Annotated in this window: 23 protein-coding genes; 10 read left to right on the top strand and 13 right to left on the bottom strand. The window is 65.3% G+C overall.

The window, feature by feature from the left end; all coding sequences use genetic code 11:
• The first annotated feature begins 17 nt into the window (after positions 1-17).
• Complete coding sequence (locus A5724_RS22635) at positions 18-1181, top strand: LLM class flavin-dependent oxidoreductase (protein WP_067807500.1); 1164 nt, start codon at positions 18-20, stop codon at positions 1179-1181.
• A gap of 10 nt (positions 1182-1191) precedes the next feature.
• On the opposite strand, the gene A5724_RS22630 is transcribed toward A5724_RS22635, so the two are convergent.
• The 4 genes from A5724_RS22630 to A5724_RS22615 all read right to left on the bottom strand — a co-directional run bounded on the left by A5724_RS22630 (position 1192) and on the right by A5724_RS22615 (position 5834).
• Positions 1192-3504, bottom strand: a complete 2313-nt coding sequence (locus tag A5724_RS22630) for a xanthine dehydrogenase family protein molybdopterin-binding subunit (RefSeq protein ID WP_067807498.1) — start codon at positions 3502-3504, stop codon at positions 1192-1194.
• Complete coding sequence (locus tag A5724_RS22625) at positions 3501-3980, bottom strand: (2Fe-2S)-binding protein (RefSeq protein WP_067807495.1); 480 nt, start codon at positions 3978-3980, stop codon at positions 3501-3503. Before A5724_RS22625 ends, A5724_RS22630 begins: the two co-directional genes overlap by 4 nt.
• Positions 3973-4839: a xanthine dehydrogenase family protein subunit M gene (locus A5724_RS22620; RefSeq protein ID WP_067807492.1), complete on the bottom strand. Its 867-nt coding sequence runs from the start codon at positions 4837-4839 to the stop codon at positions 3973-3975. The genes A5724_RS22625 and A5724_RS22620 overlap by 8 nt, the downstream gene beginning before the upstream one ends.
• 101 nt (positions 4840-4940) lie before the next feature.
• Entirely contained in the window at positions 4941-5834 is an 894-nt protein-coding gene (locus A5724_RS22615; RefSeq protein WP_067807489.1) for a DMT family transporter, read from the bottom strand.
• Positions 5835-5852: 18 nt separating this feature from the next.
• Here A5724_RS22615 and A5724_RS22610 point away from each other — a divergent pair, with 18 nt between their 5' ends.
• Complete coding sequence (locus A5724_RS22610; RefSeq protein ID WP_232004938.1) at positions 5853-6317, top strand: YbaK/EbsC family protein; 465 nt, start codon at positions 5853-5855, stop codon at positions 6315-6317.
• A 69-nt stretch (positions 6318-6386) separates the two neighbouring features.
• Here the strand turns inward: A5724_RS22610 and A5724_RS22605 are convergent, their stop codons facing one another.
• Positions 6387-7496, bottom strand: a complete 1110-nt coding sequence (locus tag A5724_RS22605; RefSeq protein WP_067807486.1) for an acyl-CoA dehydrogenase family protein — start codon at positions 7494-7496, stop codon at positions 6387-6389.
• Positions 7497-8729 (bottom strand): acyl-CoA dehydrogenase family protein, encoded by a 1233-nt coding sequence (locus A5724_RS22600; RefSeq protein ID WP_067807482.1) that lies wholly within the window; start codon positions 8727-8729, stop codon positions 7497-7499.
• 275 nt (positions 8730-9004) lie between these two features.
• Between A5724_RS22600 and A5724_RS22595 the strand changes: the two genes are divergently transcribed.
• Positions 9005-9367: a PAS domain-containing protein gene (locus tag A5724_RS22595; RefSeq protein ID WP_156752415.1), complete on the top strand. Its 363-nt coding sequence runs from the start codon at positions 9005-9007 to the stop codon at positions 9365-9367.
• Here A5724_RS22595 and A5724_RS22590 read toward each other — a convergent pair whose 3' ends face one another.
• Positions 9368-10027, bottom strand: a complete 660-nt coding sequence (locus A5724_RS22590; RefSeq protein ID WP_067807479.1) for a ScbR family autoregulator-binding transcription factor — start codon at positions 10025-10027, stop codon at positions 9368-9370.
• Between the two features lie 59 nt (positions 10028-10086).
• Positions 10087-10767, bottom strand: a complete 681-nt coding sequence (locus A5724_RS22585; RefSeq protein ID WP_067807475.1) for a TetR/AcrR family transcriptional regulator — start codon at positions 10765-10767, stop codon at positions 10087-10089.
• Between the two features lie 566 nt (positions 10768-11333).
• Between A5724_RS22585 and A5724_RS22580 the strand changes: the two genes are divergently transcribed.
• On the top strand, positions 11334-12263 hold the full coding sequence (locus A5724_RS22580; protein ID WP_067807471.1) for an FAD-binding protein: 930 nt from the start codon (positions 11334-11336) through the stop codon (positions 12261-12263).
• Here the strand turns inward: A5724_RS22580 and A5724_RS22575 are convergent.
• The 3 genes from A5724_RS22575 to A5724_RS22565 are packed head-to-tail and all read right to left on the bottom strand — an operon-like array spanning position 12210 to position 16949.
• Entirely contained in the window at positions 12210-14039 is a 1830-nt protein-coding gene (locus A5724_RS22575; RefSeq protein WP_067807664.1) for a bifunctional diguanylate cyclase/phosphodiesterase, read from the bottom strand. The two genes, A5724_RS22580 and A5724_RS22575, sit on opposite strands and share 54 nt — an antisense overlap.
• A gap of 37 nt (positions 14040-14076) precedes the next feature.
• A complete protein-coding gene (locus A5724_RS22570; RefSeq protein ID WP_067807467.1) occupies positions 14077-16212 on the bottom strand; it encodes an Rv1355c family protein in 2136 nt (711 codons plus the stop codon).
• Positions 16212-16949: a hypothetical protein gene (locus A5724_RS22565; protein ID WP_067807464.1), complete on the bottom strand. Its 738-nt coding sequence runs from the start codon at positions 16947-16949 to the stop codon at positions 16212-16214. The genes A5724_RS22570 and A5724_RS22565 overlap by 1 nt, the downstream gene beginning before the upstream one ends.
• Positions 16950-17449: 500 nt before the next feature.
• On the opposite strand from A5724_RS22565, the gene purU reads away from it, so the two are divergent.
• Together purU and A5724_RS22555 are read left to right on the top strand one after the other, a co-directional pair.
• Positions 17450-18355, top strand: coding sequence for a formyltetrahydrofolate deformylase (gene purU / locus A5724_RS22560; protein ID WP_369830657.1), 906 nt, complete (start codon positions 17450-17452; stop codon positions 18353-18355).
• A gap of 19 nt (positions 18356-18374) precedes the next feature.
• Complete coding sequence (locus A5724_RS22555; RefSeq protein ID WP_067807657.1) at positions 18375-18827, top strand: MaoC family dehydratase; 453 nt, start codon at positions 18375-18377, stop codon at positions 18825-18827.
• Between the two features lie 41 nt (positions 18828-18868).
• On the opposite strand, the gene A5724_RS22550 is transcribed toward A5724_RS22555, so the two are convergent.
• Both A5724_RS22550 and A5724_RS22545 read right to left on the bottom strand, forming a co-directional pair.
• Entirely contained in the window at positions 18869-19690 is an 822-nt protein-coding gene (locus A5724_RS22550; protein ID WP_067807461.1) for a mycofactocin-coupled SDR family oxidoreductase, read from the bottom strand.
• The gene (locus A5724_RS22545; protein ID WP_067807458.1) at positions 19687-20853 is read right to left on the bottom strand and encodes an acyl-CoA dehydrogenase family protein; all 1167 of its coding nucleotides are present in this window, start codon (positions 20851-20853) and stop codon (positions 19687-19689) included. Before A5724_RS22545 ends, A5724_RS22550 begins: the two co-directional genes overlap by 4 nt.
• Positions 20854-21029: 176 nt before the next feature.
• Between A5724_RS22545 and fabG the strand changes: the two genes are divergently transcribed.
• From fabG to A5724_RS22525, 4 genes are read left to right on the top strand one after another with little or no spacing between them, the layout of a single operon-like run.
• Positions 21030-21770, top strand: a complete 741-nt coding sequence (gene fabG / locus A5724_RS22540; protein ID WP_067807455.1) for a 3-oxoacyl-ACP reductase FabG — start codon at positions 21030-21032, stop codon at positions 21768-21770.
• Complete coding sequence (locus tag A5724_RS22535; protein ID WP_067807451.1) at positions 21770-22984, top strand: acetyl-CoA C-acetyltransferase; 1215 nt, start codon at positions 21770-21772, stop codon at positions 22982-22984. The genes fabG and A5724_RS22535 overlap by 1 nt, the downstream gene beginning before the upstream one ends.
• Entirely contained in the window at positions 22981-24174 is a 1194-nt protein-coding gene (locus A5724_RS22530; protein WP_067807448.1) for an acyl-CoA dehydrogenase family protein, read from the top strand. Before A5724_RS22535 ends, A5724_RS22530 begins: the two co-directional genes overlap by 4 nt.
• A 2-nt stretch (positions 24175-24176) precedes the next feature.
• Positions 24177-24845 carry a GntR family transcriptional regulator gene (locus tag A5724_RS22525; protein ID WP_067807445.1) on the top strand — a complete coding sequence of 223 codons (669 nt, stop codon included), beginning with the start codon at positions 24177-24179 and terminating at the stop codon, positions 24843-24845.
• Positions 24846-24957: the final 112 nt, after the last annotated feature.

Raw genomic sequence — 24957 nt, 5'->3', positions numbered from 1 at the left:
CCGTGCGACAGTGAGGCATGCCCAGATTAAGGTTCGGCTACTTCATCGCACCGTTTCACCGTGCTGGCACCAACCCGACGCTGGCGTTGCAGCGCGACCTCGAATTCGCCGAGCATCTCGACGCACTCGGCTTCGACGAGGTCTGGTACGGCGAACATCACTCGGCAGGCAGCGAGATCATCAGCTCACCGGAGATCTTCATCGCCGCCGCGGCCGAACGGGCGAAGCGGATCCGGTTCGGCACCGGCGTGATCTCGCTGGCCTACCACAACCCGCTGTGGGTCGCCGACCGGCTGATGCTGCTCGATCACCTGACCCACGGCCGCGTCGTCGGCGGAATGGGACCAGGGTCGCTGCCCAGCGACAGCGCGATGATCGGCCTGACGCCGACCGACACCCGTGAACTACTGGAGACCAACCTCGACATCGTGGTGCGCCTGCTGGCGGGGGAGACGGTGTCGGCGAAGACACCCACGCACGAATTGATCGACGCACGCCTGCAATTGGCGCCGTACTCCGAGGGCGGCGTTCCGTTGGCGGTGGCGGCCGTCGCGTCACCGACAGGCGCGCGGCTGGCTGGTAAGCACGGCATCGGTCTGCTGTCGATCGGGGCGACACTGGTGGTCGAAGGGTTCGACGCGCTCGCGTTTCACTGGGGCATCGTCGAAGAGCGGGCCGCGACGTTCGGCACGCGGGTCGACCGCAACAACTGGACACTGGTCGGGCCCATGCACATCGCCGAGACCGAGGAACAGGCCCGCGCCGACGTGCGATTCGGCATCGAGCCGTGGTTCCGGTACTTCCAAAAGGTTGCCGCCTTCCCGCAGATGACGATCCCCGGCGACCAGATCGACGAGATGATCAACATCATCAACGACGCGGGGGCCGGCGTCATCGGCACGCCCGATCAGGCGCGGGCACAGGTGCAGCGGCTGTGGGATCAATCGGGCGGCTTCGGCTGCTTCCTGCAGATGGGTCACGAATGGGCGAATCCTGCGGCGACGAAGCGCTCCGCTGAGCTGTTCGCCGCTGAGGTGATGCCGCACTTCCAGGGTCAGGCGCAACCAACACTGGACGCCGCCGCGCGCGCCAGCGAGGTGCGCGACGACCTGGCTCAGACCCAGCTTCAGGCGATCGACCACATGACCAAGAAGTATCAGGACGAAGTCGACGCGAAATGACCTGCGGCGCTTAGTGACCCGCCGTGGCCAGCATGTCGAGGATCTGCTTGGGCCCCAGCGGCGATCCGGACACGGCGACGCCGAGCGGTGCGAGCGCATCGGCCACCGCGTTGACCACCGCCGCAGGTGATGCGATGGCACCGCCTTCACCCATCCCCTTGACCCCCAAGGGGTTCGGCCCCGGTGACTCGATGTGGCCGATCTCGATGGTCGGCGCCTCGGCAGCGGTCGGCACCAGGTAGTCGACGAAGGTGCTGCTGAGCGGGTTGCCGTCGTCGTCGTACACCATGTGCTCGTAGAGCACACCGCCGACGCCCTGCACCACGCCGCCGCACACCTGACCTTCGACCACTTTCGGGTTGATCATCCGGCCGCAGTCCTCGCTGACGACGTAGCGCAGGATCGTCACCCGTCCCGTATCGACGTCGACCTCGCAGGTGCAGATATGGCATGCATTGGAGAACGTGAACGGCGGCGCCTTGAAGCGATGCGATGCCTCGAGTCCCGGCGCCGTGCCTGCCGGCAACATGTCGTGCCCGATATAGGCCAACTGGCCGAGTTCGGCGAAGCTGATTCCCTTGGTCGCCGTGCCCCGCACGAACACTCGACGGTCGTCGACATCGAGGTCCTCGACCGCGGCTTCCAGTGCGTCGGCGGCGATCTCGAGCAATTTCGACCGCAGTTCGATGGTCGCCTGGGCCACCGCGTTGCCGCAGAGCACTGCGGTGCGGCTGCCCCCGGTGCCTCCGCTGTACGGGGTGGCTGCGGTGTCGCCCTGGATGACGGTGATGTCGTCGGGTCTGCAGCCGAGATGTTCGGCGACCACCTGTTTCATCGTCGACACGATGCTCATGCCGGTGCTGCAGCTACCGAGCAACACGGTGACCTTGCCGCGGTGATCCATGCGCACCACCGCGGCCTCGGTGCCCAGCCCGCCGACGGCGATCGCCGACGGTTCGACGCACAGGCTGATACCGATTCCGAGGTAGCGCCCCTGCGCGCGGGCCGACGCCTGTTCGGCTCGGAAGCCGTCGTAATCGATCATCGTCGCGGCCTGCTCGAGCGTCTCGGACGGGGTGATCGAGTCGAAGCACATGCCGCTCGGCAATGTGTACGGCAGGTCCTCAGTACGAATCATGTTGCGGCGACGCAGTTCCAGCGGGTCGACGCCGACCTGGCGTGCCGCGGTGTCCATCAACTGCTCGATGCCCACCGCATACATGAGGAACGGGCCGCGGTACGGGGCCTTGCCGCAGGTGTTCGTGTACACCGCCTCACCCGCGAAACCGGTCTTGGGAATCTTGTAGGCGTTCGACAGAAACGGCGCCACGAAGGCAGCCATGCCCGACGATCCCATGGCCTGGTAAGCGCCGATGTTCTCGACGTATTCACCGCGGATGGCGGTGATGGTGCCGTTCGCGTCCAACGCCATCGACAGGTCCATCTTCTCGTCGCGGGCGTGTGCTGCCGCCGTCAGGTTTTCGCGGCGGTCCTCGAGCCAGCGCACCGGACGACCAAGCAGGGTAGCGGCGAGCACGACCGCCCATTCGTCGCGGCCCAAGGCCATCTTCTGGCCGAATCCGCCACCGACATCCGGTTGGATTACCCGTATCTGGTTGCTGTTGATATCGAGCAATCCGGCGAGAAAGGCCTGTACCTCGTGCGCGCCTTGGGTGGCGCTCCACACGGTCAGGGTCTGCCCATAGGGTTCCCAGTCGGCAATGATGCCGCGACATTCCATCGGCACCTGCACGTAGCGGTGCATCACGATGGTGTCGCGCACGACGTGTGCAGCGTCGGCGAAGGCCTGCTCGAGATCGGGGGCGCCGAAGAACGGGATTGAGGAAGGGGTGTTGGTGCCGAGTTCCGGATGCACCAGCACGCTGTCGTCGGTGCGTGCGGCGTCGAGGTCGACGACCGGATCCTGGGGCTCGATGTCCAACCCGATCAGTTCGACGGCATCCTCGGCGAGGTAACGGTTCTCGGCTATGACGATGGCGATCGGGTCGCCGACGTAGCGGACGTCGTTCTCGGCTAGGCAATACTTCGGCGGATACGGTGCTTTCGGCAAGGCGGCCAGGGATGTGTTGTGCACCAGCGGGTTCAGGTCGGCGGCGGTGTACACGGCCCGCACCCCCGGCGCCGACCGGGCCGCCGCCACGTCGAGTCCGACGATGCGGCCGCGTGCCACCTCGCTGCGCAGGAACGCGGCATCCGAGACGCCGGGAACCACCACGTCGCCGATGAAGCGACCGCGACCGGACAGCAGCCGCGGATCCTCCGAGCGGGCGATGGCCTGCCCCATGAATCTCCCTGCGGTCATGCCGGACTCCCGTTGCTCGCCGCGCGTTTCACCGCGGCGACGATGCCCTGATATCCGGTGCAGCGGCACAGGTTTCCGGACAGCGCCTCGCGGATTTCGTCATCCGAAGGGTGTGGATGCTCTTTGAGGAACGCGTGCGCCGAGACCACGAACCCCGGTGTGCAGAAACCACATTGCAGCCCGTGTTCGGACTGGAAGGCCGCCTGGATCGGGGTCAGTTCGCCGTTGCGTTCGGACAGGCCTTCGATTGTCGTCACCTCGGCGCCGTCGGCCTGGGCTGCGAACATCAGGCAGGAGCGCACCGCCTCGCCATCGAGTAACACCGTGCATGCCCCGCAGACACCGTGTTCGCAGCCGAGGTGGGTGCCCGTCAGGCACAGATCGTCGCGCAGGAAGTCGGCCAATGTCCGCCGGGCTTCTACTGTCCGGGAACATCGTTCACCGTTGACGGTCACGGTCACTGCGACTTCACGCATGCTTCGCCTCGTCGATCGCCGCCGCAAGCACTTGTGGGACAAGTGTTTTGGCCATTCGTTTGCGTTGTTGACCCGATGCGTGCAAGTCATCGGGCGGATCGAGGGTGGATGCCAGTTCGGCGCCCAGCTCGGCGAGGTCCAGGTCGTCCACCGCGGACCCGGTGACCGCCGCTTCTACTGTCTGAGCCCGTACCGGCACACTGTCGACGCCGAACAGCGCCAATGCCGCTTTGCTCACCCGCTGGCCGTCGAGTTGGACACCGCACACCGCACCGCACATCGCGAAATCGCCCGCGCGCCTAGCCACCTCAGCAACGGCCCAACCACAGCTTCCGGGCCACACCGGGAACTGCGCCGCCACCAACACCTCGTCGGGTTCGACGGCCGTCGTCCACGTCGACCGGAAGAAGTCCGAAGCCGGGATGCTCCTGCGGCCGGTCGGGCCCGCGACCTCGAGTGAGGCGTCGAGCGCCAGCGCCACCGCGGGATACTCCGCGGCCGGGTCGGCATGTGCAAGTGAGCCGCCGACCGTGCCGCGGTTGCGGATCTGGTAGTGGCCGATGTGCGAGGTTGCCTTGGCGAGCAGTGGCACCGCGGCGGCGTCGTCGCTGCGGGCGACGGCGGACTGCGTGGTCATGGCTGCGACGCGTACCGACCCGTTCTGCGCCGTGATACCGCGCAGGTCGGCTATCGCCCGCATGTCGATGAGGTGCTCGAAGCGTGAAAGCCGCAACGATAGCAGCGGAATCAAGCTCTGACCGCCCGCGAGGACCTTGGCTTCGTCGCCGTGCTGCTGTAGCAGCCCGATCGCCTCGGTGAGATCTCCCGGGCAGTGGTAGTCGAAGGCCGCCGGCTTCACAAAGTCCCCCCAGGTTCCCCTGGATAACGAATCGATTCACGCCCGAGCGAAGCATCGCACATCCCGGACGGCCAGGTGCACAGATCACGAAGGTCGTCAGCTCACCGCGGCGCGGCGTTGGCCTCGGTCACGATGTCAGGTTCGCGCTCCTGGTGTCGTCGGGTGGCCAGCACACAACCCGCCATGATGAGGGCCAGCGCGGCGACGTTGAGCGCCGTCAACGGCTCGTGCAGCACGATGACGCCCGCGGCCAACGCGACCGCCGGGTTGATGTAGGTGAACACCAGCGCGCGGGCGGCCCCGACTTCGCGGATGAGGGCGAAGAACACGATGAACGCCAGCGCGGTACAGATGATCGCGAGCCCAGCGAGCGCCAAAAGCACACGGGTCGAAGGCATCTCGTCGGGCCAGGTGGCCGCCGCGGGCCCGGCGTAAACCAGGGCGGCGAAGCCGAGGCAGACCGCGGTCATTGGCAGCGCGGGCACGTCGGCGAGATGGCGCGCGGCGATCAACGGCGCGATCGCGTAGCACGTCGCGACCAGCAGCACCTCGATGATCGGCCAGGTGCTTCCGCCTATGTGCGGGCCGGCCAGCACGGCGACGCCGGCGATGCCGACACCGAGGCCGATGACGCGTTTGTAGCCAAGGCGCTCACCGCCGGTGAAACGGTCCAAGACCGCGGCGATGATGGGTGAGGCGGCGATCAGCAGCCCGGTCATCGAGCTGGTCAGGTGGCGTTCGGCGTCGGAGAGCAGCCACCACGCGGCGATGATCTCGAAGAACGCGAAGCCCAGCAGTGCCTTCCAGTGGTTCCGCACTATCGTCATGGTCTGCCGCGAGAACGCCAGGGGCAGCAGCACCGCGGCGCCGACCGCGGTTCGGGCCAACACCAACACCGGCACCGAAACGCCTTCTACGGCGATCTTGATCATCAGATAGGGGATACCCCAGATGATGCTCATCGCGAGGAACAGGATCCAGCCGCGAGAGCTCACGTCATTACCCTACGAGACGTGGACAAGCGAAATTCCCGCGTGGCCGAGGCGGTGGCCGCGGCGGGTATCGAGCCCAATGTCAGGATCCTCGATGCCGACGCGAAAACCGCGGTCGCGGCGGCAGCCCAGTTGGGCTGCGAGGTCGGAGCGATCGCGAACAGCTTGGTGTTCGACTGCGACGGCGAACCGCTGCTGGTGATGTCGAGCGGCGCGCACCGCGTCGACACCGACCTGGTGGCCCGTGCGCTCGGCGCCGCCGCGATGCGCAAGGCCGATCCGCGGTTGGTGCGCAGCGCGACCGGTCAGGTGATCGGTGGGGTCGCCCCGACCGGGCACCCGAGCCCGCTACGCACCGTTGTCGACGAGACACTGGCGCAGTATCCGGTGATCTGGACCGCGGCCGGCACCGCCGACTCGGTGATGTCGATGACGTACGAACAGCTGCTGGTGCTGACCGGAGGCAAGGCGATGCCGGTGCGCTGACCGTCGGCGAACGTGGGTTACCCGCACGCTTCAAGCGCAGAAAGTGTGCGGGTAACCCACGTTCGGCGCTCAGTTCTTGGTCAGCTCCGCGTAGCGTGCGACGTGGTAGTCGGTCGAGCCGAATTCGTACTGCAGCGCGGTGAGTCGTTTGAAGTAGTGGCCGATCGCCAGTTCCTCGGTCATACCCATCCCCCCGTGCAACTGCACCGCCTGCTGACCGACGAAGCGCGCCGCCCGCCCGATCGTGGCCTTCGCCGCCGACACCGCTTTGGCACGGGTGTCGACATCGGCCTCGAGGTTCAACACCGCCAGGAATACCGCTGCGACAGCCTGTTCGACCTCCATGTACATGTCGACCATCCGGTGTTGCAGCACCTGGAAGCTGCCGATCGGTTGGCCGAACTGCTGGCGCTGTTTACAGTATTCGACGGTGTCGGCCAACACTTTTTGCATCAACCCGACAGCTTCGGCGCAGACCGCCGCCGCGCCCTCGTCACGTGCCTGCGCCAGCGACGGCCACGCTTGTCCCTCCTCGCCGAGCAAGGTTGCGGGAACGCCGTCGAATCGGAGGTCGGCGGCGCGCCGATCGTCGACGGTCCGGTAGTGGTGCGCCTCGATCGCGGACCAATCGGCGTCGACAAGGAACAGCGACAATCCGCCAGGCGTGCGCGCCGTGACCAGCAAATGTGTCGCCAGCGGCGCGCTCATCGCGACGATCTTCGCGCCGCGCAAAGACCATGCGGCCCCGGTCTTTTCGGCGACCATCGACACCTGTTGCCAATGGTCACCGGTGTCGGCTTCCGTGGCGGCCAACGCCACGATCGCGGTCCCGCCCACCACCTTCTCCAGCAGTGCGGTGGCCTCCGCGCCACCGGCGCGGCGCAACAGACCACCGGCCACCACCACCGTGTCAACGTACGGCTCGACCACCAGCGCATGCCCCAGCGCTTCGGCGATCACCATGACTTCGACTGGGCCACCGCCTATTCCGCCCACCTCTTCCGGCAGTGCGGCACCCAGGATGCCGAGCTCGTCGGCGAATCCGCGCCAGATGTCTGGCTGCCAGCCAGCGCCGGACTTGGCGGCGGCGCGGCTCTTTTCGAGGGCATACCGCGTCGACAGAAACTTGCCGAGCCCGTCGCGCAGCAGTTCTTGTTCCTTGGTCAGATTGAAGTCCATTTACAACCCCAGGGCCGCTTTGGCGAGAATGTTGCGCTGAATTTCGTTGCTGCCGGCGTAGATTGAGCCGGCCCTGTCGTTGAAGTAGCGAAGTGGCGCCACCGCCTGCCATGGCTCACCGCTGACGTACCCGTCTGGTGGCGGCTCGTACTCCGAGATGGGACCGCCGGGCCATGTCGCGTGCGGTTGGTAGACGCGTCCGCGCGGACCGGCGGTCTCCATCGTCAGTTCGGTGAGTGACTGACTCAGCTCGGTGGCCAGCACCTTGAGCATCGACGCGCCGGGTCCGGGATGACCGCCTCCGGCGAGCGCGGCCAGCACACGGTATTCGAGGATTTCGAGGACCTCGGTGCGGATGCGGGCATCGGCGAGCTTGCGTGCGAACGCCGGATCGTCGATCAGTCGGCCACCGCCCTGGGCCGGCTGATCGGCGGCCTTTGCCGCGATTTCCTCCGCCATCACCTGCAGCGCAGGCGATGCTGCGCCGCCGCCTCTTTCGAACTCCAGCAGATACTTCGCCACGGTCCAGCCGTCGTCGATCCGGCCGAGCACGTTGGCCTTCGGTACCCGCACTTCGTCGAAGAAGACTTGATTCTGGATCTCCTCACCCGAAGTCATCACCAGCGGCCGGATCTCGATGCCCGGTGTGGTCATGTCGATCAGGATGAATGTGATGCCCTGCTGCTTCTTCTGTGTTCTCGACGTGCGGACGAGGGCGAACATCCAATTCGCCTCACCCGCGTGCGTCGTCCAGATCTTGCTTCCGGTGCACACCAGGTCGTCCCCGTCGTCGACCGCGGCCATCGACAGCGCCGCCAGATCTGAACCCGCCTCGGGTTCTGAGTAGCCCTGGCAGAAGAACACCTCGCCGGTGAGGATCCGGGGCAGGAAGAAGTCCTTCTGGGCGTCGGTGCCGAACTTGATGATGGCGTGGGCGACCATCCGGATGCCCATCGGAGACAGCGAGGGCGACCCGGCCAGTTGTGACTCACGGCTGAAGATGTAGTGCTGGGTCAGGCTCCAGTCGCAGCCGCCGTATTCGACCGGCCACGCGGGCGCCGCCCAGCCCCGCTCATGCAGGATCCGCTGCCACTGCATGCTCGCCTCGTGATCGGCGTACACGCTGGTCATCAGGCGGCCGGCCTGTCGCAGTTCCTGCGTCAACTTTTCCCTCAGGAAGGCGCGCACCTCGTCTCGAAACGCCAAATCGCTCGCCGACCAATTGAGGTCCATGGCTCTCCCCTGTCTGTCGGAGCACTGCAGACACAGTAAACCTAGTTAGTTATGTGGGCTACGGTGGGTGACAGTCAAGTTAATGGCTGTTCAGGTGTTGCGCCCGGTCAGCGCTTCGCGCATGCGGCCGATGGACCCGACGGCGCGGCGCAAGCTATTGTTCGCAGCCCGGGTTGCCCCGGAGTTATACCCGGATCACGGTGACGACGCAGGGCGCAACGGCCATAATCGGGGAGGTGGAGCGGCGGCGAGATGACCTGGACGGTCAGGATCCGATGACGCTGCTCATGCAGCTACCGGCATTGGTGGTGCTGGAACGGTTTCCGGTGCCGGTGTTGGCCATCGCCGAAGACGGCACCATCCTGTTCGCGAACGCGGCCTTTGCCGACATGCTCGGCTACCCAGCCGAGACGGTCACGGCGTTGAAATTCCACGAGATCTTTCAAACTCTGCCCGCAGACGATTCCGCTGTTTCGGTCGTACGTGCGCACGCGAATCTGATTGTCGAACTCGTCCATCAGGACCGGTCCATCGTGCGCGCGCGGATGAGCAAGTCGGCCCTGTTGCGTGGCGACGATCCGGTGGCGCTTGCCACCTTCCAGGATCTGACCGAGCGACTGTGGGCTGACGAACTGTAGTCAGTCAGCCACCGGAGTGGGGGAGCGGCGCATCACCTCGCGCGCTAGGAACTGTTTGAAGTACGGCAGCGAGTCGGTGGTCACGATCCCCGGCAAGAGCACTTCCCAGGCCCTGGTCACGCGGACCAAGACGTCGGCCCCCGCCGTTATCGCACTGGCCAGCAGTTCCGCCCCAAGCAACGCGCCGACGATCGTCTCGCCGACGGCCTGCGGATCGACGTCTTCACGTACGTCGCCTTCATCGATCGCCTGCCGCGTGTACCGCGTCATCTCCGCCGTCCAGCCGTTATAGGTGCGGGACGCGATCTCGTTGAATTCACCGAAGGCCCGCAGGAGTTGCGTTCCGCTGCGAGCGATCTGCTCGGCGGCCATCAGGTCCGCGAGGACGAAGACGCCGTGGATGATGTTCTCCAGCGCCGGCGCCGACGAGGTGGCGATGCTGCGAAACGCCTCGGCGAGACGGACGTTGGCCTCCGTGATGATCGCGGTGGCCAGCGACTCCTTGGATTCGAAGTGGTAGTACAGCGCGCCTTTTGTCATCTCGGCACGTTCGATGATGTCGCCCAATCCCGCGGCCTGATAACCGATTTCGTTGAACACCTCGACCGCGGAGGCGATGATCCGTCTGCGGGTGGCCTCGGACCGCGCTTGGCGCACCATCGTCCGAGTACCTCCAGAAACTCCGTCGACCGTCCTGGATCGGCCTGGCCCACGGCATCCTAACCTAGAACAGTTTCCTCGATCGGCGTCGCGTTCTTCTGCGCGACGGCGGTGCGCCGCTTGAGGAACTGGAGCAGGTAGTCGATCCGGTCCGGCTTGACGAATCCGTTCAACGCCAACACCCAGAGATTCTCGAGGTCGCTCAAGAACTGCGCAGGCTGTGCCAGGCTGCTGGTCTGACGCAGCCCCAGGTACATCGACACCAGGAGCTTCGCGATGCTGCGCGGGTCGCGCCCTTCGACGATGTCCCCGTCTCGGATGGCTTTCTCGGCGATCGCCGTGAACGCGTCCGCCCACTGTCCGAGGACGTGAGTCTGTAGGCCGTCGCTGCGGCCGACGGACTCGAGCAGATTCAACCCGGCCCGGGCGATCTCGTCTCCGATGTCTTCGACGGCGACCAGATAGACGATGTCGATCAGGGTCTCCAGGCCCGACAGTTTGCGGGCCAGCAGGCCGTCGACGGACGCCGACGCCAACTCGAACCGGTGCTCGACGATCGCCGCCGCCAGCGCGTGCTTGGACCGGAAGTGGAAGTACATCGCACCCTTGGTGACTTCCGCGTCGGCCAGAATGTCGTCGAGGCTGACCAGGCTGTACGACTTGCGCGCGAACTGTCGAGACGCCGCGCGGAGAATCTGTTGCCGCGTGGTGTCGGCTCGCCTGTCGAGCTGTTCGGTCACATCCCAGCCTCGAAATCTGGACGGTGGCGCCGGTCGAGTAATCGTGCTTTCGGTAAATAACTCAATTCTGCCGATTCTTTCACCCGATGCGCATTACCGGCAGGTTCGGGCGTCCCACTTTTGCAAGGCAAACCCCTCACGACCCTCCTCGGCGAACTTCGGCTGTGCTGGCGAGGCAAAGCTGACGGGCAATACTTTAAGTCATTTTTTGACCTGCATATCAGCCAAAAAGTATGTAAGGTACACATTGTGATGACTGGCGGTCCGGTCAACGGGGGGCGGCTCCAAAGGGTTGATCCCAAGGTCAGCGCGTGCGTTTACGCGCCCATAACGCTATCGCCGTGCAAATCCCAGTGGTATTTTCTTCCCGTTGCCATAGTTCGCGCTGGCAAACCCCCTCGAACCCCTGCGCGGGCTGTGGCAACTTCGTGTCGGCCGTTTGAACTACCGCGGGATTTGTCGAGCGTGTCCGCCCAAACTCACCGGTCATCACGTCCAAAACCGCGGCGGAACACTCGCCGGCGGTATCGATATCGTCCGATTTAGCAATACCGAGGTAATTAACGGTGAACTGGGACTTAGAAGTCGACGTGGTGTGTACCGGCGCCGGGGTTGCTGGGCTGGCGCACTCGGTGGCGGTTGTCGACATGGACGGCGAGGTGTTCGTCGCCAGTGCCGACGACGCCCGATCCGGCGGGACACCGGTAGCCGTCCGGTCGCGTGTCGACCGACTGCACTGGCTCGATCTGCACGTGTCGGATCCGGAGACCAACGAATACTTCGCCGCCTTGTCATCCGACCTGGGTCCGCTGACCAGGTTCGCGGGTGACGTCGACCTGCCTATCCGCGTGGTGGATCAGGCCCAACCGGTGCAGGCGCGCGGCACCGTCCCACCTTTCGTCGGCGCCCGGCTGCGCGACTGGGCGGCGCGTTGCCTGGTGTCGCCCTACGGTTATCTCTCCACCCGGGTGGTGGACTGGCAGTCGACCACGTTGCGTACTGCCGACGGCGAGGCGATCGAGGTCGCCGAGATCGGATCGATCGCGCCGGATCCGGACAACGTGAATGGCTCAGTGATGGAGTGGCTCACCGCCAAGGCGCGTGACCGCGAAATCGAGATTTCTCACGCGACGTCACTGGAGCGCATCGTCTTCGAGGAGGGCGAGGTGCTGGGCGCCGAATTCATGACGCCCGACGGTCCACTGGCCGTGCGTGCGCGGCACGGGGTGACGGTCGCCGCAGGCGGGCCGCAGGCCGCCACCGGTGCCGGTCGGCCGTTACCCGCCGACGCCGCCCTGCGCCTGTGTCTGGTCAGCCGACCCGCCAGCCGCTTCGGCCGTCTGGAACTGCTGAGCTCTGAGCCGCTTCCCAAAAGCGTCGCCTCCACATGCCGGGCAATGAGCAGGCGGTTGCCCGCGAACATGCGCGAGGCGCACACCCGCCTACAGACGTGGCGCTGCGGAAAAGTCGACGGATATCCGGCCCCTGGCCAGTAGGGATTCCATCACGTCTCCGACCACCGGCCGCGACAACAGGAACCCCTGCGCCCGGTAGCAGCCGTGCCGAAGCAATGTGAGGGCGGCTGTCTCGGTCTCCACGCCCTCGGCGACCAGTTGCAGCCCGAACGCTTCCGCCAATGCGATGATGGCCCGCACGATCGCGAGGTCTCCCGGGGAGGAGCCCAGATCGCGCACGAACCCCCTGTCGATCTTGAGCGTGTCGACTGGAAGTGACTTCAGGTGTGACAGCACGCTGTATCCGGTGCCGAAGTCGTCGATCGCAACCTGAAGGCCAGCCCGCTTGAGCCCGGCCAAGGTGATGCGGGTGGTCTCGATGTCCTGCACCACAACGCTTTCGGTGATCTCCAGGCAGACCGAGCCACCGTCGAGCCCGAATTCGGCGATGATGTCCGCGACGGTGTCGACGAAACCGTCGGTGACCAACTGAACCGGTGAGACGTTGATGCGCAGCACCGTTTCGTGTCCCACTCCACGCGACCGCCACTGGGCAAATTCGGCGCACGCTGCGCGCATCACCCAACGGCCCAATTCGCCTGCGAGATTTATCGATTCGGCAACGCCGATGAACGAGTCGGGGGACAGGAGCCCGCGAGTGGGGTGGTCCCACCGCACCAGTGCCTCGGCCGCCAGGATCTCCCCGGTGCGCATGTCGACCTCCGGCAGGTAGTGCAGCACCAGCAAGCCGTTCTCGATCACACTCTGCAGGTGAAGCTCGATGTCGTTGCGAAACTCGCTGTCCAGCGACATCTCGTCGGAGAACACCGCAACCTTGTTGCCGCCGGAGCTCTTGGCCGTCAGCACCGCCTGGTCGGCGCGCCGCAGCAGATCCGAGGTGGTGTCGCGGCCCGGAACGCCAAGCGCCACACCGATACTGACGGTGCGAGTGAGCATCTCACCGTCGATGGCGACCCGTTCGCGCAGCGTCGACCGCAGGCGGTAGGCCAGCGCCTCCGCGGTCTCGGCGTCCATCGGCGCGGCGGGCACCACGACGAACTCGTCGCCTCCGAGGCGGGCGATCAAACTGGGTCCTTCGACGCCTTCGCGCAGCCGTTCGGCGAGGACGCGGATGAACCAGTCGCCTGCGGTGTGGCCGAGATAATCGTTGATGGCCTTGAGCCGGTCCAGGTCGAAAAACAACGCCGACACCGGCCCTTGTTCTCCCAGGGCGAGCCTGGCGTCGAGGTGGGCCAGCAATGCGCGGCGGTTGTGCAGTCCGGTCAGATCGTCGTGCTCGGCGAGGTAGCGGAGTTGTTCTTCGGCAAGCACGCGGGCCTGCACCTGTGCGAACAACGAGGCGATCGCTTTGAGCGCGTTGAGTTCTTCCGGCGACCAGTCACGGTCGCCGAACTTGACGAAACCGAGCACACCGGTGGTGACGTCACCGGACAGCAGCGGCACACACGCCATCGAAGTCGCCGCGACCTGTCTGCTCTCGTTGATCGTGCGCTGATAGTCGTCGGTGGCAGGCTCAGGGCGAAAGACGATCGGTTCCTTCTGATGCTCACAAAGCGCGAAGACCGGGTCGGCGTCGGCGAAGTAGACGACGGCGAGGGGATCCGGGTCGGGAATACCGGGCCGGACCGGCCACTCGGCGACGAGGATGGACGCGCGGATGCGGTGATCGTTGCGGCGCAGGAAGCTGACATCGACATCGAAGTACGCGACGAGATCGGCGAGCACGTTCTGGCTCACCTCGACCGACGTGGCGGCGTTGACTCCCATCAGTTCGGTGGCCACTGATGTGACGACCATGTCCAGGCTGCTCGGCACCTGATCCTCCGTATCGGCGTCAGCCCCGCGGCGACGAAATTCGATGCAGTCCGCGTCGCCGGCTTGCCACCGACGGTCGCGGTGCGCGACTCAACCTGAGTACCAACACCTGTGACTCGTCCGCTGCGGTGTTGGCCAGCTTGCGGAAATTGTATTGCAGATCTCGAAGCTCCCCGGCGAAAGCGGGGGACAGCACGCGGAGGTCCTCCTCATCGTGCGCATAGAGAAACGGTGGCGAAACCGGTTGAACGGCAAGATCGTGGTGTTGTGCTGCGATCCAGACCGATTCGACGGCCGATCCGCCCCGCGCATAATCGGTCAGGCTGCGGCCTGCGACGGACACGACGGCGAGCGCGGCGCATTCGCGCACTCGCTGATAGGTGTCGTCGCCCAACGCAAATCCGGCGTTCCACGCCGCGAGGTTGGCCATCACGTCCGGCCGCCGCAGGATGTCGAGCATGACCAGATCCGCAGGGTCCAGTTCGAGGCTGCGGACGTCGATACCGGATTCCGGCGACGGATCACCTGGCATGCGGAGTTCCGCGAACATCTCCGCGTGCAACCGCGGCGTCAGGTACCGGATGCGGTCGGCTGCGGCGAGGAGGGTCGCGGCTCGTTCGAGGTCTGCTGTCTGGCTGAGGATCTCGAGGCGCGCACCTTCGTTTCGCGCGGCCGTTCCGAGCGCTTCGGCGGTGCTGTCGGCGATGACCACGCGGTCGCCGCGGTGTCGGTTCGTCTCCCTGCTCAACATGGCGTCGTAGAGCGGTGCGAGCTCCGGGTCGTCACCCGGCGCGAGCTGGACCACCGCGATCAGTGGCGACGCCTCGTCGCCGGGATGAAAGTCCACATCGCCGACCAGACCGTGCGCGGTCGCAGCGACGCGGGCGTTGAAGGTCGCCGCACCCAGCGCAACCGCACTGGCCCGGTAACGCACGTCCATCGCCGTCGTGTGCTCGGGGGCCAGCTTGATCGTCACCGTGCCGGCACCCGCCTCGATGTGCCATGGCTGGGCATTGCCGCCCGAGGGCGCTCGGGCAGCAGCAGCGGCGATACTCTCGGCGGCCCCTTGCGGTGCGACGTCAATGGCAGGTTCGTCGGTTGGCTGCGGCACACCAAACGGCGGTTCTGTAAGCATTTCGAGTGCTGCAGCGGTGTCGATTCGCACGCGGCCTGAGAGCAACGGCTGGCGCAGCCCGATACGTTTCACCGCTTCGGCAACGACGGCCACATTGAGCGCGACTTCCGACGCGAGTTGCGGCCACGTCGACAGCGTCTTACCGACCTCGACCAGTGAGGCCGCCATCCGAGGGGAGACTCGGGTGGCGTCTGTCATGCGAAGCGCATACGGAAGTTTGTCCTTATTGCTCAGGCCCGCAAGTCGCGAGGCATCCAGATCGCCCACCAGGCCGTGCATGATGGGTCGCGCCGGGTCGAGGTCGAACCGCTCCACATCCAGCAGGCCCTGATCGCTGGTGGCCATCAGCACTGGCAGGCGGCGCGCTCTGGCGGCCTCGCGGACAAGAACTTTCGCGTCCAGCGAATCGCATTCCTCGATGAGGATGTCGATGTCGTCGAGGAAGTCGTCGACCGTCTGCGGGGTGATGCCCGCCTGCATGACCGTGACCGGAAGGTACGGGTCGAGTTCGGCGATCCGCCTTGCACACACGACGGCCTTGTTCACCCCCAAGTCGAGAAGTGTCGCGGGCACCCGGTTCAGGTTCGACAGCTCGACGTCGTCGAAGTCGGTGAGTCGTAGTTTCCCGCAAAGCCCTTGTACGGCAAGGTTATAGGCGATCGCGTGGCCCACGCTGAGGCCGACGACCCCGACACGAAGCCGGCTGAGGCGGTCGAGCTCGTCGGTCGTGATCAGATTCCTGTTGCGGTCGAGGCGAACCAGCCGGAAGGCCTTCGGCCCGAGCGCACTGACGACGGTCCTGCGCCACGGATAGTAGACCCACCTGGTGGCCTCGTCGGCCACCTCAGGTGAGGGTGGCGGCCTGAGTCGGTGCAGCGCGGCCAGCTGTAGCGGCGCAGTGTCGAGGAATTCGACACTGCGGTCGGCCCGAAGTTCCGCCAGCATCGCATCGGCAGCCGGATCCCCTGCGCTGAGCACTATTCCGTTGCACTGCTGGCCGTCATCCATGGCCGAGGTCATCACACGCTTCCCGCGGTGGCGACGTCGGTGACTTGTGTTGCGATCTCCTTCTGCTCGGTGAAGAACATCGAAAGTTGTTTCGGGTCAGCATGGTTGGCGAAGGTCGCGCGGTCCCACCAGGCCAGCTTGGTCTGGTACCGCTCATCGGGATACGGCGTTGCCGGAATCTTGGTCGCCAACTGTCCACCGGACGAAAGCCATCGCTTGAGGACATACTCTGCCGCGGTCGCGACGATGAATTGGATATCGAGAAGGTTCAGCGCATGGAGCGGGGTTCGGGAGATCGCGCTGGTGAGTTGTCTGCCGCGGTCGGGATCGTCAGCCACCCATGCGGTTTTCATTTCGACGACGCCGAATGGCAGTCGGTCGGTCACCATCTTGCGTACCGCGTCCTGACCCGGTTGGCCGTTCCACTCGAGCAGTGCGTGGCATTCATCGGCGGACCGATAAGGACCCCGTCCTCTCAGGCCGGCGAGGACGCGGCCTGCGTCGTTGACGCAGGCCGCGAAGATCACCGTATCCTCGCCGCTTCGCAGCGCTTCCATGTCGAGCGCCCTTTCGACACCGTGTTTGCGGTAGCTCTGGCACGCGCCCCGCACATAATCCAGCCAAAGTTCTCGCTCGACCGAAGGCTGCGCGAATACGATTCTGCACTCACTGGCTGGATCCCAGCAGCTCGGGCTTCGCTCTAGACTGACGAATTTGCGGCAGGTAGTCGCGGACTGGGGAACTGTCATTCTTGTCCCTTCCTAGGGCAGCACGTCAACAAAGGTGTTGTGGCTGGCTGACGCAGATCAGTATCACGCCACGAGTAACTCGGATTCCAGCTAGCAATAAAAACTTTTCCTGCGCGTAGCTGCGCGGACGTCAATTGCTTGCGCGTCTGCGTCGAGGTAGTGCTCTGCTGGCAATCATCGGATGCGGAATTGGTACTGGTAATCACCTTACTGAGGGGTGGATGGCGAAGTTGACAGTCAGTGCCATTATTTGGTTCGGCGGGAGGGTAAGACATTTTGAGATTCTTTCGCTATATGATCTTTGAGCCAGTGAAATAGCCCGACAAGAGCTGTGCGCTGCCGGTCAGGCGGCGCCGCGAACTATTCCTTCGGCGGGGTACCCGCGCCCCGCGTCCGACGCGCCTGCGGACGCCTTCGATACCGGCGCGGCGGATCCTTGCTGGCGGGTATCGCGGCGATATGTACTGATTCTGCGTCCGGACCGGTATTGGGGTGACACCCTGTCACACGTGGAGGAGGAGTACCCGACCGCAGGTCCCGAGGGTTTGCCAGTGAAGGATGTGGGCAGGCTTTTATTGCGGTGTGCCGACCGGCCAGGCCTGGTCGCGGCGGTGAGTGCATTCCTGACGGGAGCAGGCGCCAACATCGTGTCGCTGGATCAGCATTCCACCGAGCAGTCCGGCGGGACGTTCATGCAGCGGACGATATTCCACCTGCCCGGGCTGACGGCAGCACGCGACGGGTTGGAGCGCGATTTTCGCGAACAGGTGGCTGGGCGGTTCGATATGGATTTCCGATTGACCGAAGCGGCCAAGCCGAAACGGGTCGCAATCATGGCGTCCAAGGAGGACCACTGCCTGCTCGACCTGTTGTGGCGTAATCGGCGCGGAGAACTCGACATGTCGGTTGTGATGGTGATTTCCAACCACCCCGATCTCGCCGATCAAGTGCGCCCATTCTCCGTGCCATTTCTGCATGTGCCTGTCAGCAAGGAAAATCGGGCGGAGGCGGAGCAGCGCCAACTCGACTTGTTGCGCGGAAACGTCGATCTGGTGGTATTGGCCAGGTACATGCAGATTTTGAGTCCGCAATTCCTTGCCGACGTCGGATGTCCGTTGATCAACATTCATCACTCATTTCTGCCTGCTTTCATCGGCGCCGCGCCGTATCGGCGGGCGAAGGAGCGTGGGGTCAAACTTGTCGGCGCGACAGCGCATTACGTGACCGAGGACCTCGACGAAGGGCCGATCATCGAGCAGGACGTGGTGCGGGTGGACCACCGTCACGGCGTCGACGATCTCGCGCGGCTGGGCGCGGATGTCGAACGCCTTGTTCTGTCGCGAGCGGTGCTATGGCACTGTGAGGATCGCATCATCCGATACGGCAACCAGACGGTCGTCTTCTAGGCGGTTAAGGAGAGAAGTGGTGAAGAAGTTCAGTGGGCTGGAAGAGTTCGCCGCTGCCCAGGGTAGCCAGCTCGGTCCCACGGATTGGCTCGAGGTGACCCAGGAGCGGGTCAATCTGTTCGCCGACGCCACCGACGATCATCAGTGGATCCATGTCGATCCGGAGCGCGCGGCCAACGGCCCCTTCGGCGGGACGATCGCACACGGCCTGCTGACGCTGTCGCTGCTACCGCATTTCACGTCGCAGATGTACACCGTCACCAACATCGCGATGGCGATCAACTACGGCTACAACAAGGTGCGCTTCATCACGCCGGTGAAGGTAGGCGCCAAGATCAGGGCCCGCGCCGAGATCACCAAGGTCGACCAGCTGGAAGGGGCCGTGCAGGCGACGCTGACGACGACCGTGGAAATCGAGGGCTCTGCCAAGCCCGCGGCCGTCGCCGAGTCGATCGTGCGGTTCATCGGCTGAGACTTCTTCCGGCGCGTGTCGGGACATTTTGCGTCTGCTATTCAGTACTGCGTCATGCCCTGATCAATCGAGATTGCCGCCGCGGTAACGTTTTTCGACTCGTCGCTGGCCAGCCAGCACACCGCGTCGGCGATGTCCTCCGGCTCTGCGGCCCACGTCGGCAGGAACGGTGTGATCATCTGCGCCAGCTGCGGGTAGGTCTCGATGGCGCGGCCGAGCGAGCCGATCATGTCGCCGCTGCCCATCAGGGTGTTGACCGCACCGGGATGCACGCTGTTGACGCGGATGGAGTATCTGCCCAATTCGGCTGCGAACGCGCGCGCCATCCCGGTGACCGCATGCTTGCTCGCGGTGTAGTGCACCATGAACGGCTGCATCTTGATGCCCGCGGCGGAGCTGATCAGGATGATCGAGCCGCCGCGGCCGCCGTCGATGATCTTCTGCGCGCCTGCCATGACGGTGTTCCAGGTACCGGTCACGTTGATGTCCATCACGTCGCGGAAGTCGTCGGCGGTGATCGCATCCCACGTCTGCGGCGCCGATACACCGGCGTTGGCCACGATGATGTCGAGTCGGCCCAACGCGGCGACTCCGTCGTCGACTGCGCTGCGGAGTCCGTCGGCGTCGCGGACGTCGACCACGGAAGCGAGGATCTTGCGGCCGGTCGCCTCGACGAGGCTGACGGTCTCTGCGAGGTCGTCCGGCGTCGCGGGATCGTAAGGGACGCAAGGGGGGAGCTCGCCTGCGATGTCGACGGCGATGATGTCGGCACCCTCACCTGCCATCCGCACGGCGTGTGCGCGGCCCTGACCGCGCGCCGCGCCTGTGATGAATGCGACCTTGTCCGCAAGCCGTCCGCTCACTTGGTCTCCTTCTGTGCCGCCTTGATCAGATTCGAGCCGATGATCAGTCGTTGGATCTCGCTGGTGCCCTCATACAGCCGTAGCAGGCGCACGTCGCGGTAGATCCGCTCGACGGGAACCTCCCGCATGTAGCCGCTGCCGCCGTGCACCTGAACGGCGAGATCGGCGACCTTGCCCGCCATTTCGGTGCAATACAGCTTGGCCGCCGACGGTGCGATTCTGCGATCCTCGCCGCTGACCCAGCGTCGGGCGGTGTCGCGAACAAGCGCCCGACCCGCCATCACGCCGGTCTGCATATCGGCGATCATTGCCTGCACCAGTTGGAAATTGCCGATCGGCGTGCCGCCCTGAGTCGCCGTGGCGGCGTAGGCGACGGATTCGTCGAGGGCGCGCTGCGCGATGCCGACGGCCAGTGCCGCAATGTGCACCCTGCCGCGCGCCAGGGACGTCATCGCGGCCCGGTAGCCGATGTCTTCGCTGCCGCCGATCAACGCCGCGTCGGGCACACGGACGTCGTCGAAACTGACGTCGGCGGTCCACGCGCCCTCCTGGCCCATCTTCGCGTCCTTCGCGCCGACGACGACACCCGCCGCTTCGGCGGGCACCAGGAACACCGCGATGCCGGAGCCGTCGTCGTCGGCGGGCCTGGTGCGGGCGAAGACGATGAACAGGTGGGCCATCGGCGCGTTGGTGATGAAACGCTTCTGCCCGTTGATGACCCAGTCACCGTCTACGCGTACGGCTTTCGTGCGCAGACCGGACGGATTCGAGCCCGCGCCCGGTTCGGTCAACGCAAAGGAGGCGATGAGTCCCGCGGCCATCGGCTCGAGCCAGCGCGCCTTCTGCTCGTCGGTGCCGAAGCCGACGAGAACTTGGCCGGCGATGCCGTTGTTGGTGCCGAACATCGACCGCAGCGCCAGCGATGTGTAACCGAGTTCCATCGCCAACTCGACATCCTGGGCGAGGTTGAGTCCGACGCCCCCCCACTCTTGCGGGATGGCGTATCCGAACAGTCCCATCTTCTTGGCGTGCTCGCGCAGGTCGTCGGGAACGCGGTCCTCGGTCAGGATCTCCTGCTCCCTGGGAACCACTGCGGTGCGGACGAATTGGCGGGTCTGCGCCAGGATTTCCCGGAAATCGTCGTCGCTGACGTCCGCGGTCATTGCGCTCCTCTTTCAGCTCTTTGGGCGCGAGCAGATGTAGGAAGCCCCGACACGCCGGGAAAAGGAACCATTTGCGTCTGCTGGCTGGCCCACGGTTTCCGAGATCATATATGAAATATGATGTGCGATTGACGGGGCCTTAACTCGGGCCTTGACCAGCAAAAAGGGGTGATCAGGTGTCGTTACTGGCCGGTCAGACCGCGGTCGTCACGGGCGGTGCGCAGGGTCTCGGATATGCCATCGCGGAGCAGTTCATCGCCGAGGGAGCGCGGGTGGTGCTGGGCGATCTGGACCTCGGCGCCACCGAAGCCGCGGCCAAGCAGTTGGGCGGCGATCAGGTGGCGCTTGCCGTGCGCTGCGACGTGACCAAGGCCGACGAGGTCGATGCGCTGGTGGCCGCCGCCGTCGACAGGTTCGGCGGCCTGGACATCATGGTCAACAACGCGGGCATCACCCGCGACGCGACGCTGCGCAAGATGACCGAAGACCAGTTCGATCAGGTGATCGCCGTACATCTGAAGGGCACCTGGAACGGCACCAAGGCGGCCGCGGCGATAATGCGCGAGAGCAAGCGCGGCGCGATCGTCAACATGTCGTCGATCTCGGGCAAGGTCGGCCTGGTCGGGCAGACCAACTACTCGGCGGCCAAGGCGGGCATCGTCGGCATGACGAAGGCCGCCGCCAAGGAACTCGCCCATCTCGGCGTCCGGGTCAACGCGATTCAGCCGGGCCTGATCCGGTCGGCGATGACCGAAGCGATGCCGCAACGCATTTGGGACCAGAAGTTGGCCGAGGTGCCGATGGGCCGAGCGGGCGAGCCCGCCGAGGTGGCCAAGGTCGCGTTGTTCTTGGCCAGCGATCTGTCGTCGTACATGACCGGCACCGTCCTCGAGGTCACCGGCGGAAGGCACATCTGATGCGTGAAGTTGTTGTCTGCGAACCTGTTCGGACGCCGATCGGCCGCTACGGCGGCATGTTCAAATCGCTGACCGCCGTCGACCTCGGCGTGGCCGCACTGAAGGGAATGCTGGAGCGCACCGGGATCGATCCCGCAGCGGTCGACGACGTCGTCCTCGGTCACTGCTATCCCAGCAGTGAAGCGCCCGCCATCGGACGCGTCGTGGCGCTGGACGCCGGGCTGCCGGTGACCGTGCCGGGCATGCAGGTCGACCGTCGCTGTGGCTCGGGATTACAGGCCGTCATCCAGGCCGCGCTGCAAGTCGCCAACGGCGACAACGACGTCGTCGTTGCCGGCGGCGCCGAAAACATGAGCAACGTGACGTTCTACTCGACCGACATGCGGTGGGGTGGCGCCCGCGGGGGCGTCAAGGTGCACGACAGTCTCGCGCGTGGGCGCACCACCGCAGGCGGCAAGCACTACCCGGTGCCGGGCGGCATGCTCGAGACGGCGGAGAACCTGCGCAGGCAGTACGGCATCACGCGCGCCGAACAGGACGAGCTGGCGGTGACGTCCCATCAACGCGCGGTCGCCGCGCAAAAGGACGGCATCCTCGCCGAGGAGATCATCCCGGTTGCGGTGCATACGCGCCAGGGTGAGGAGCTGATTGACACCGACGAGCATCCGCGTGCCGACACCTCCGTCGAGTCGCTGAGCAAGCTCAAACCTGTTCTGCTGGCTCAGGATCCCGAGGCGACCGTAACGGCGGGCAACTCGAGCGGGCAGAACGACGCCGCGTCGATGTGCATCGTGACGACGCCCCAGAAGGCCGACGAACTCGGCTTGACGCCGTTGGTTCGGTTGGTGTCGTGGGGCTCCGCGGGTGTCGCGCCGAACATCATGGGCATCGGCCCGGTGCCCGCCACCGAAGCGGCGCTGCGCAAGGCCGGGCTGAAACTGTCGGACATCGACCTGATCGAACTCAACGAGGCGTTCGCCGCGCAGGCGCTGGCGGTGATGCGGGAGTGGCAGTTCGGCCCGGCCGATCTCGACCGGACGAATGTGCATGGTTCGGGAATCTCGTTGGGGCACCCGGTCGGTGCGACGGGGGGCCGGATGCTCGCGACGTTGGCGAGAGAGCTCAACCGGCGCGGCGCCCGCTACGGCCTGGAAACCATGTGCATCGGCGGCGGGCAGGGCCTGGCGGCCGTGTTCGAGAGGGTCGGCCCATGACGCGATTGGCGCAGACGCTGGGGCTCACGGAGTTCCAGACCGAGATCGTCGCGACGGTCCGGCAATTCGTCGACAAAGAGATCATCCCGACCGCACAGGAACTCGAGCACACCGACACCTACCCGCAGGCCATCGTCGACGCGATGAAGGAGATGGGGCTGTTCGGGTTGATGATCCCCGAGGAGTACGGCGGGCTGGGGGAGTCGCTGCTCACCTACGCGCTGTGTGTCGAAGAGCTCGCCCGCGGCTGGATGAGCATCTCGGGTGTGATCAACACACACTTCATCGTGGCGTACATGATCCGTCAGCACGGCACCGATCGTCAGAAACAGCATTACCTACCCCGGATGGCCACCGGCGAGACCCGCGGTGCATTCTCGATGTCCGAACCGGAACTCGGCTCCGACGTCGCGGCGATCCGCACCAGGGCCACCCGCAACGCCGACGGCACCTACACCATCGACGGCCAGAAGATGTGGTTGACCAACGGCGGCAGCTCGACCTTGGTCGCCGTGCTGGTGCGCACCGACGAAGGCGCCGACAAACCGCACCGCAATCTGACCGCATTCCTGATCGAAAAGCCCACCGGCTTCGGCGAAGTCGCACCAGGGTTGACGATTCCGGGCAGGATCGACAAGCTTGGCTACAAGGGCATCGACACGACCGAGTTGATCTTCGACGGCTACGTGGCGAGCGCCGACGACATCCTCGGTGAAGCACCCGGCCAGGGCTTCTTCCAGATGATGGACGGCATCGAGGTGGGCCGCGTCAACGTTTCGGCCAGGGCGTGTGGCGTCGGCATCCGCGCCTTCGAACTCGCGGTGCGCTATGCGCAGCAACGCCAGACGTTCGGCAAGCCGATCGCCGACCACCAGGCCATCGCGTTCCAATTGGCGGAGATGGCAACGAAAATCGAGGCCGCGCACCTGATGATGGTCAACGCGGCCCGGCTCAAGGACTCCGGGGAGCGCAACGACGTCGCGGCGGGAATGGCGAAATACCTGGCGAGCGAGTTCTGCGCCGAGGTCACTCAGCAGAGCTTCCGCATCCACGGCGGCTACGGCTACTCGAAAGAGTATGAGATCGAGCGGTTGATGCGCGACGCGCCGTTCCTGTTGATCGGCGAGGGCACCAGCGAGATCCAGAAGAACATCATCAGCAAGCGACTGCTCGCCGACTACCGGATCTGACCATGTCCGCACCCGAGTTCGCGTTCCGGCCGCAGCTGGCCGAGGACGTCGCGCGCTATGTCCGCAGGCGCATCTTCGACGGCACATATGCTGCGGGGCAATACATCCGGCTGGATCAGTTGGCCGCAGAACTTGGTGTCAGCGTCACGCCGGTGCGCGAGGCGCTCTTCGTACTGAGCGCGGAAGGCCTGCTCGCCCAGCAGCCCCGGCGCGGCTTCGTGGTGGTCCCGGTGACCGCTCGGGATCTCGCTGACGTTGCGAAGGTGCAGGCCCACATCGGCGGTGAACTCGCCGCGCGGGCCGCCGCGAACATCACCGAGGCGCAGATCAGAGAACTGGAGAAGATCCAGACCGAACTGGAAGACGCCTACATCGCCGACGACGACGAGCGCGCCGTTCGGCTCAACCACGAGTTCCACAAGGCGATCAACGTGGCGGCCGATTCGCCCAAGCTCGCCCAGTTGATGTCACAGATCACCCGCTACGCGCCCGAGTCGGTGTTCCCGACCATCGCCGGCTGGCCGGAACAGTCGACCGAACATCACCGGAAGTTGTTGGCCGCGCTGGAGGCACACGACGAGACCCTCGCGCGTACCGCGATGTCCGAACATCTCGCCGCCGGTGCGGCACCGTTGATCGAGCACCTCACGCACCGCGGCGTGGTCAATTAACCCGGTGAGCAGACGCAAAACTGCCCTTTTGTGCCGGCGGTTTCACGCGGTGATTGCAACAGTGGGTGGTTTGGGTGGTTCTGAGAGTAGTTCGTCGAGGACTTCGGCGGGT

Source organism: Mycobacterium sp. ACS1612, from assembly GCF_001667505.1.
Taxonomy (GTDB): domain Bacteria; phylum Actinomycetota; class Actinomycetes; order Mycobacteriales; family Mycobacteriaceae; genus Mycobacterium.
The sequence above is the reverse complement of the archived record's forward strand: the minus strand, read 5'-3'. Positions and strand labels throughout refer to the sequence as shown.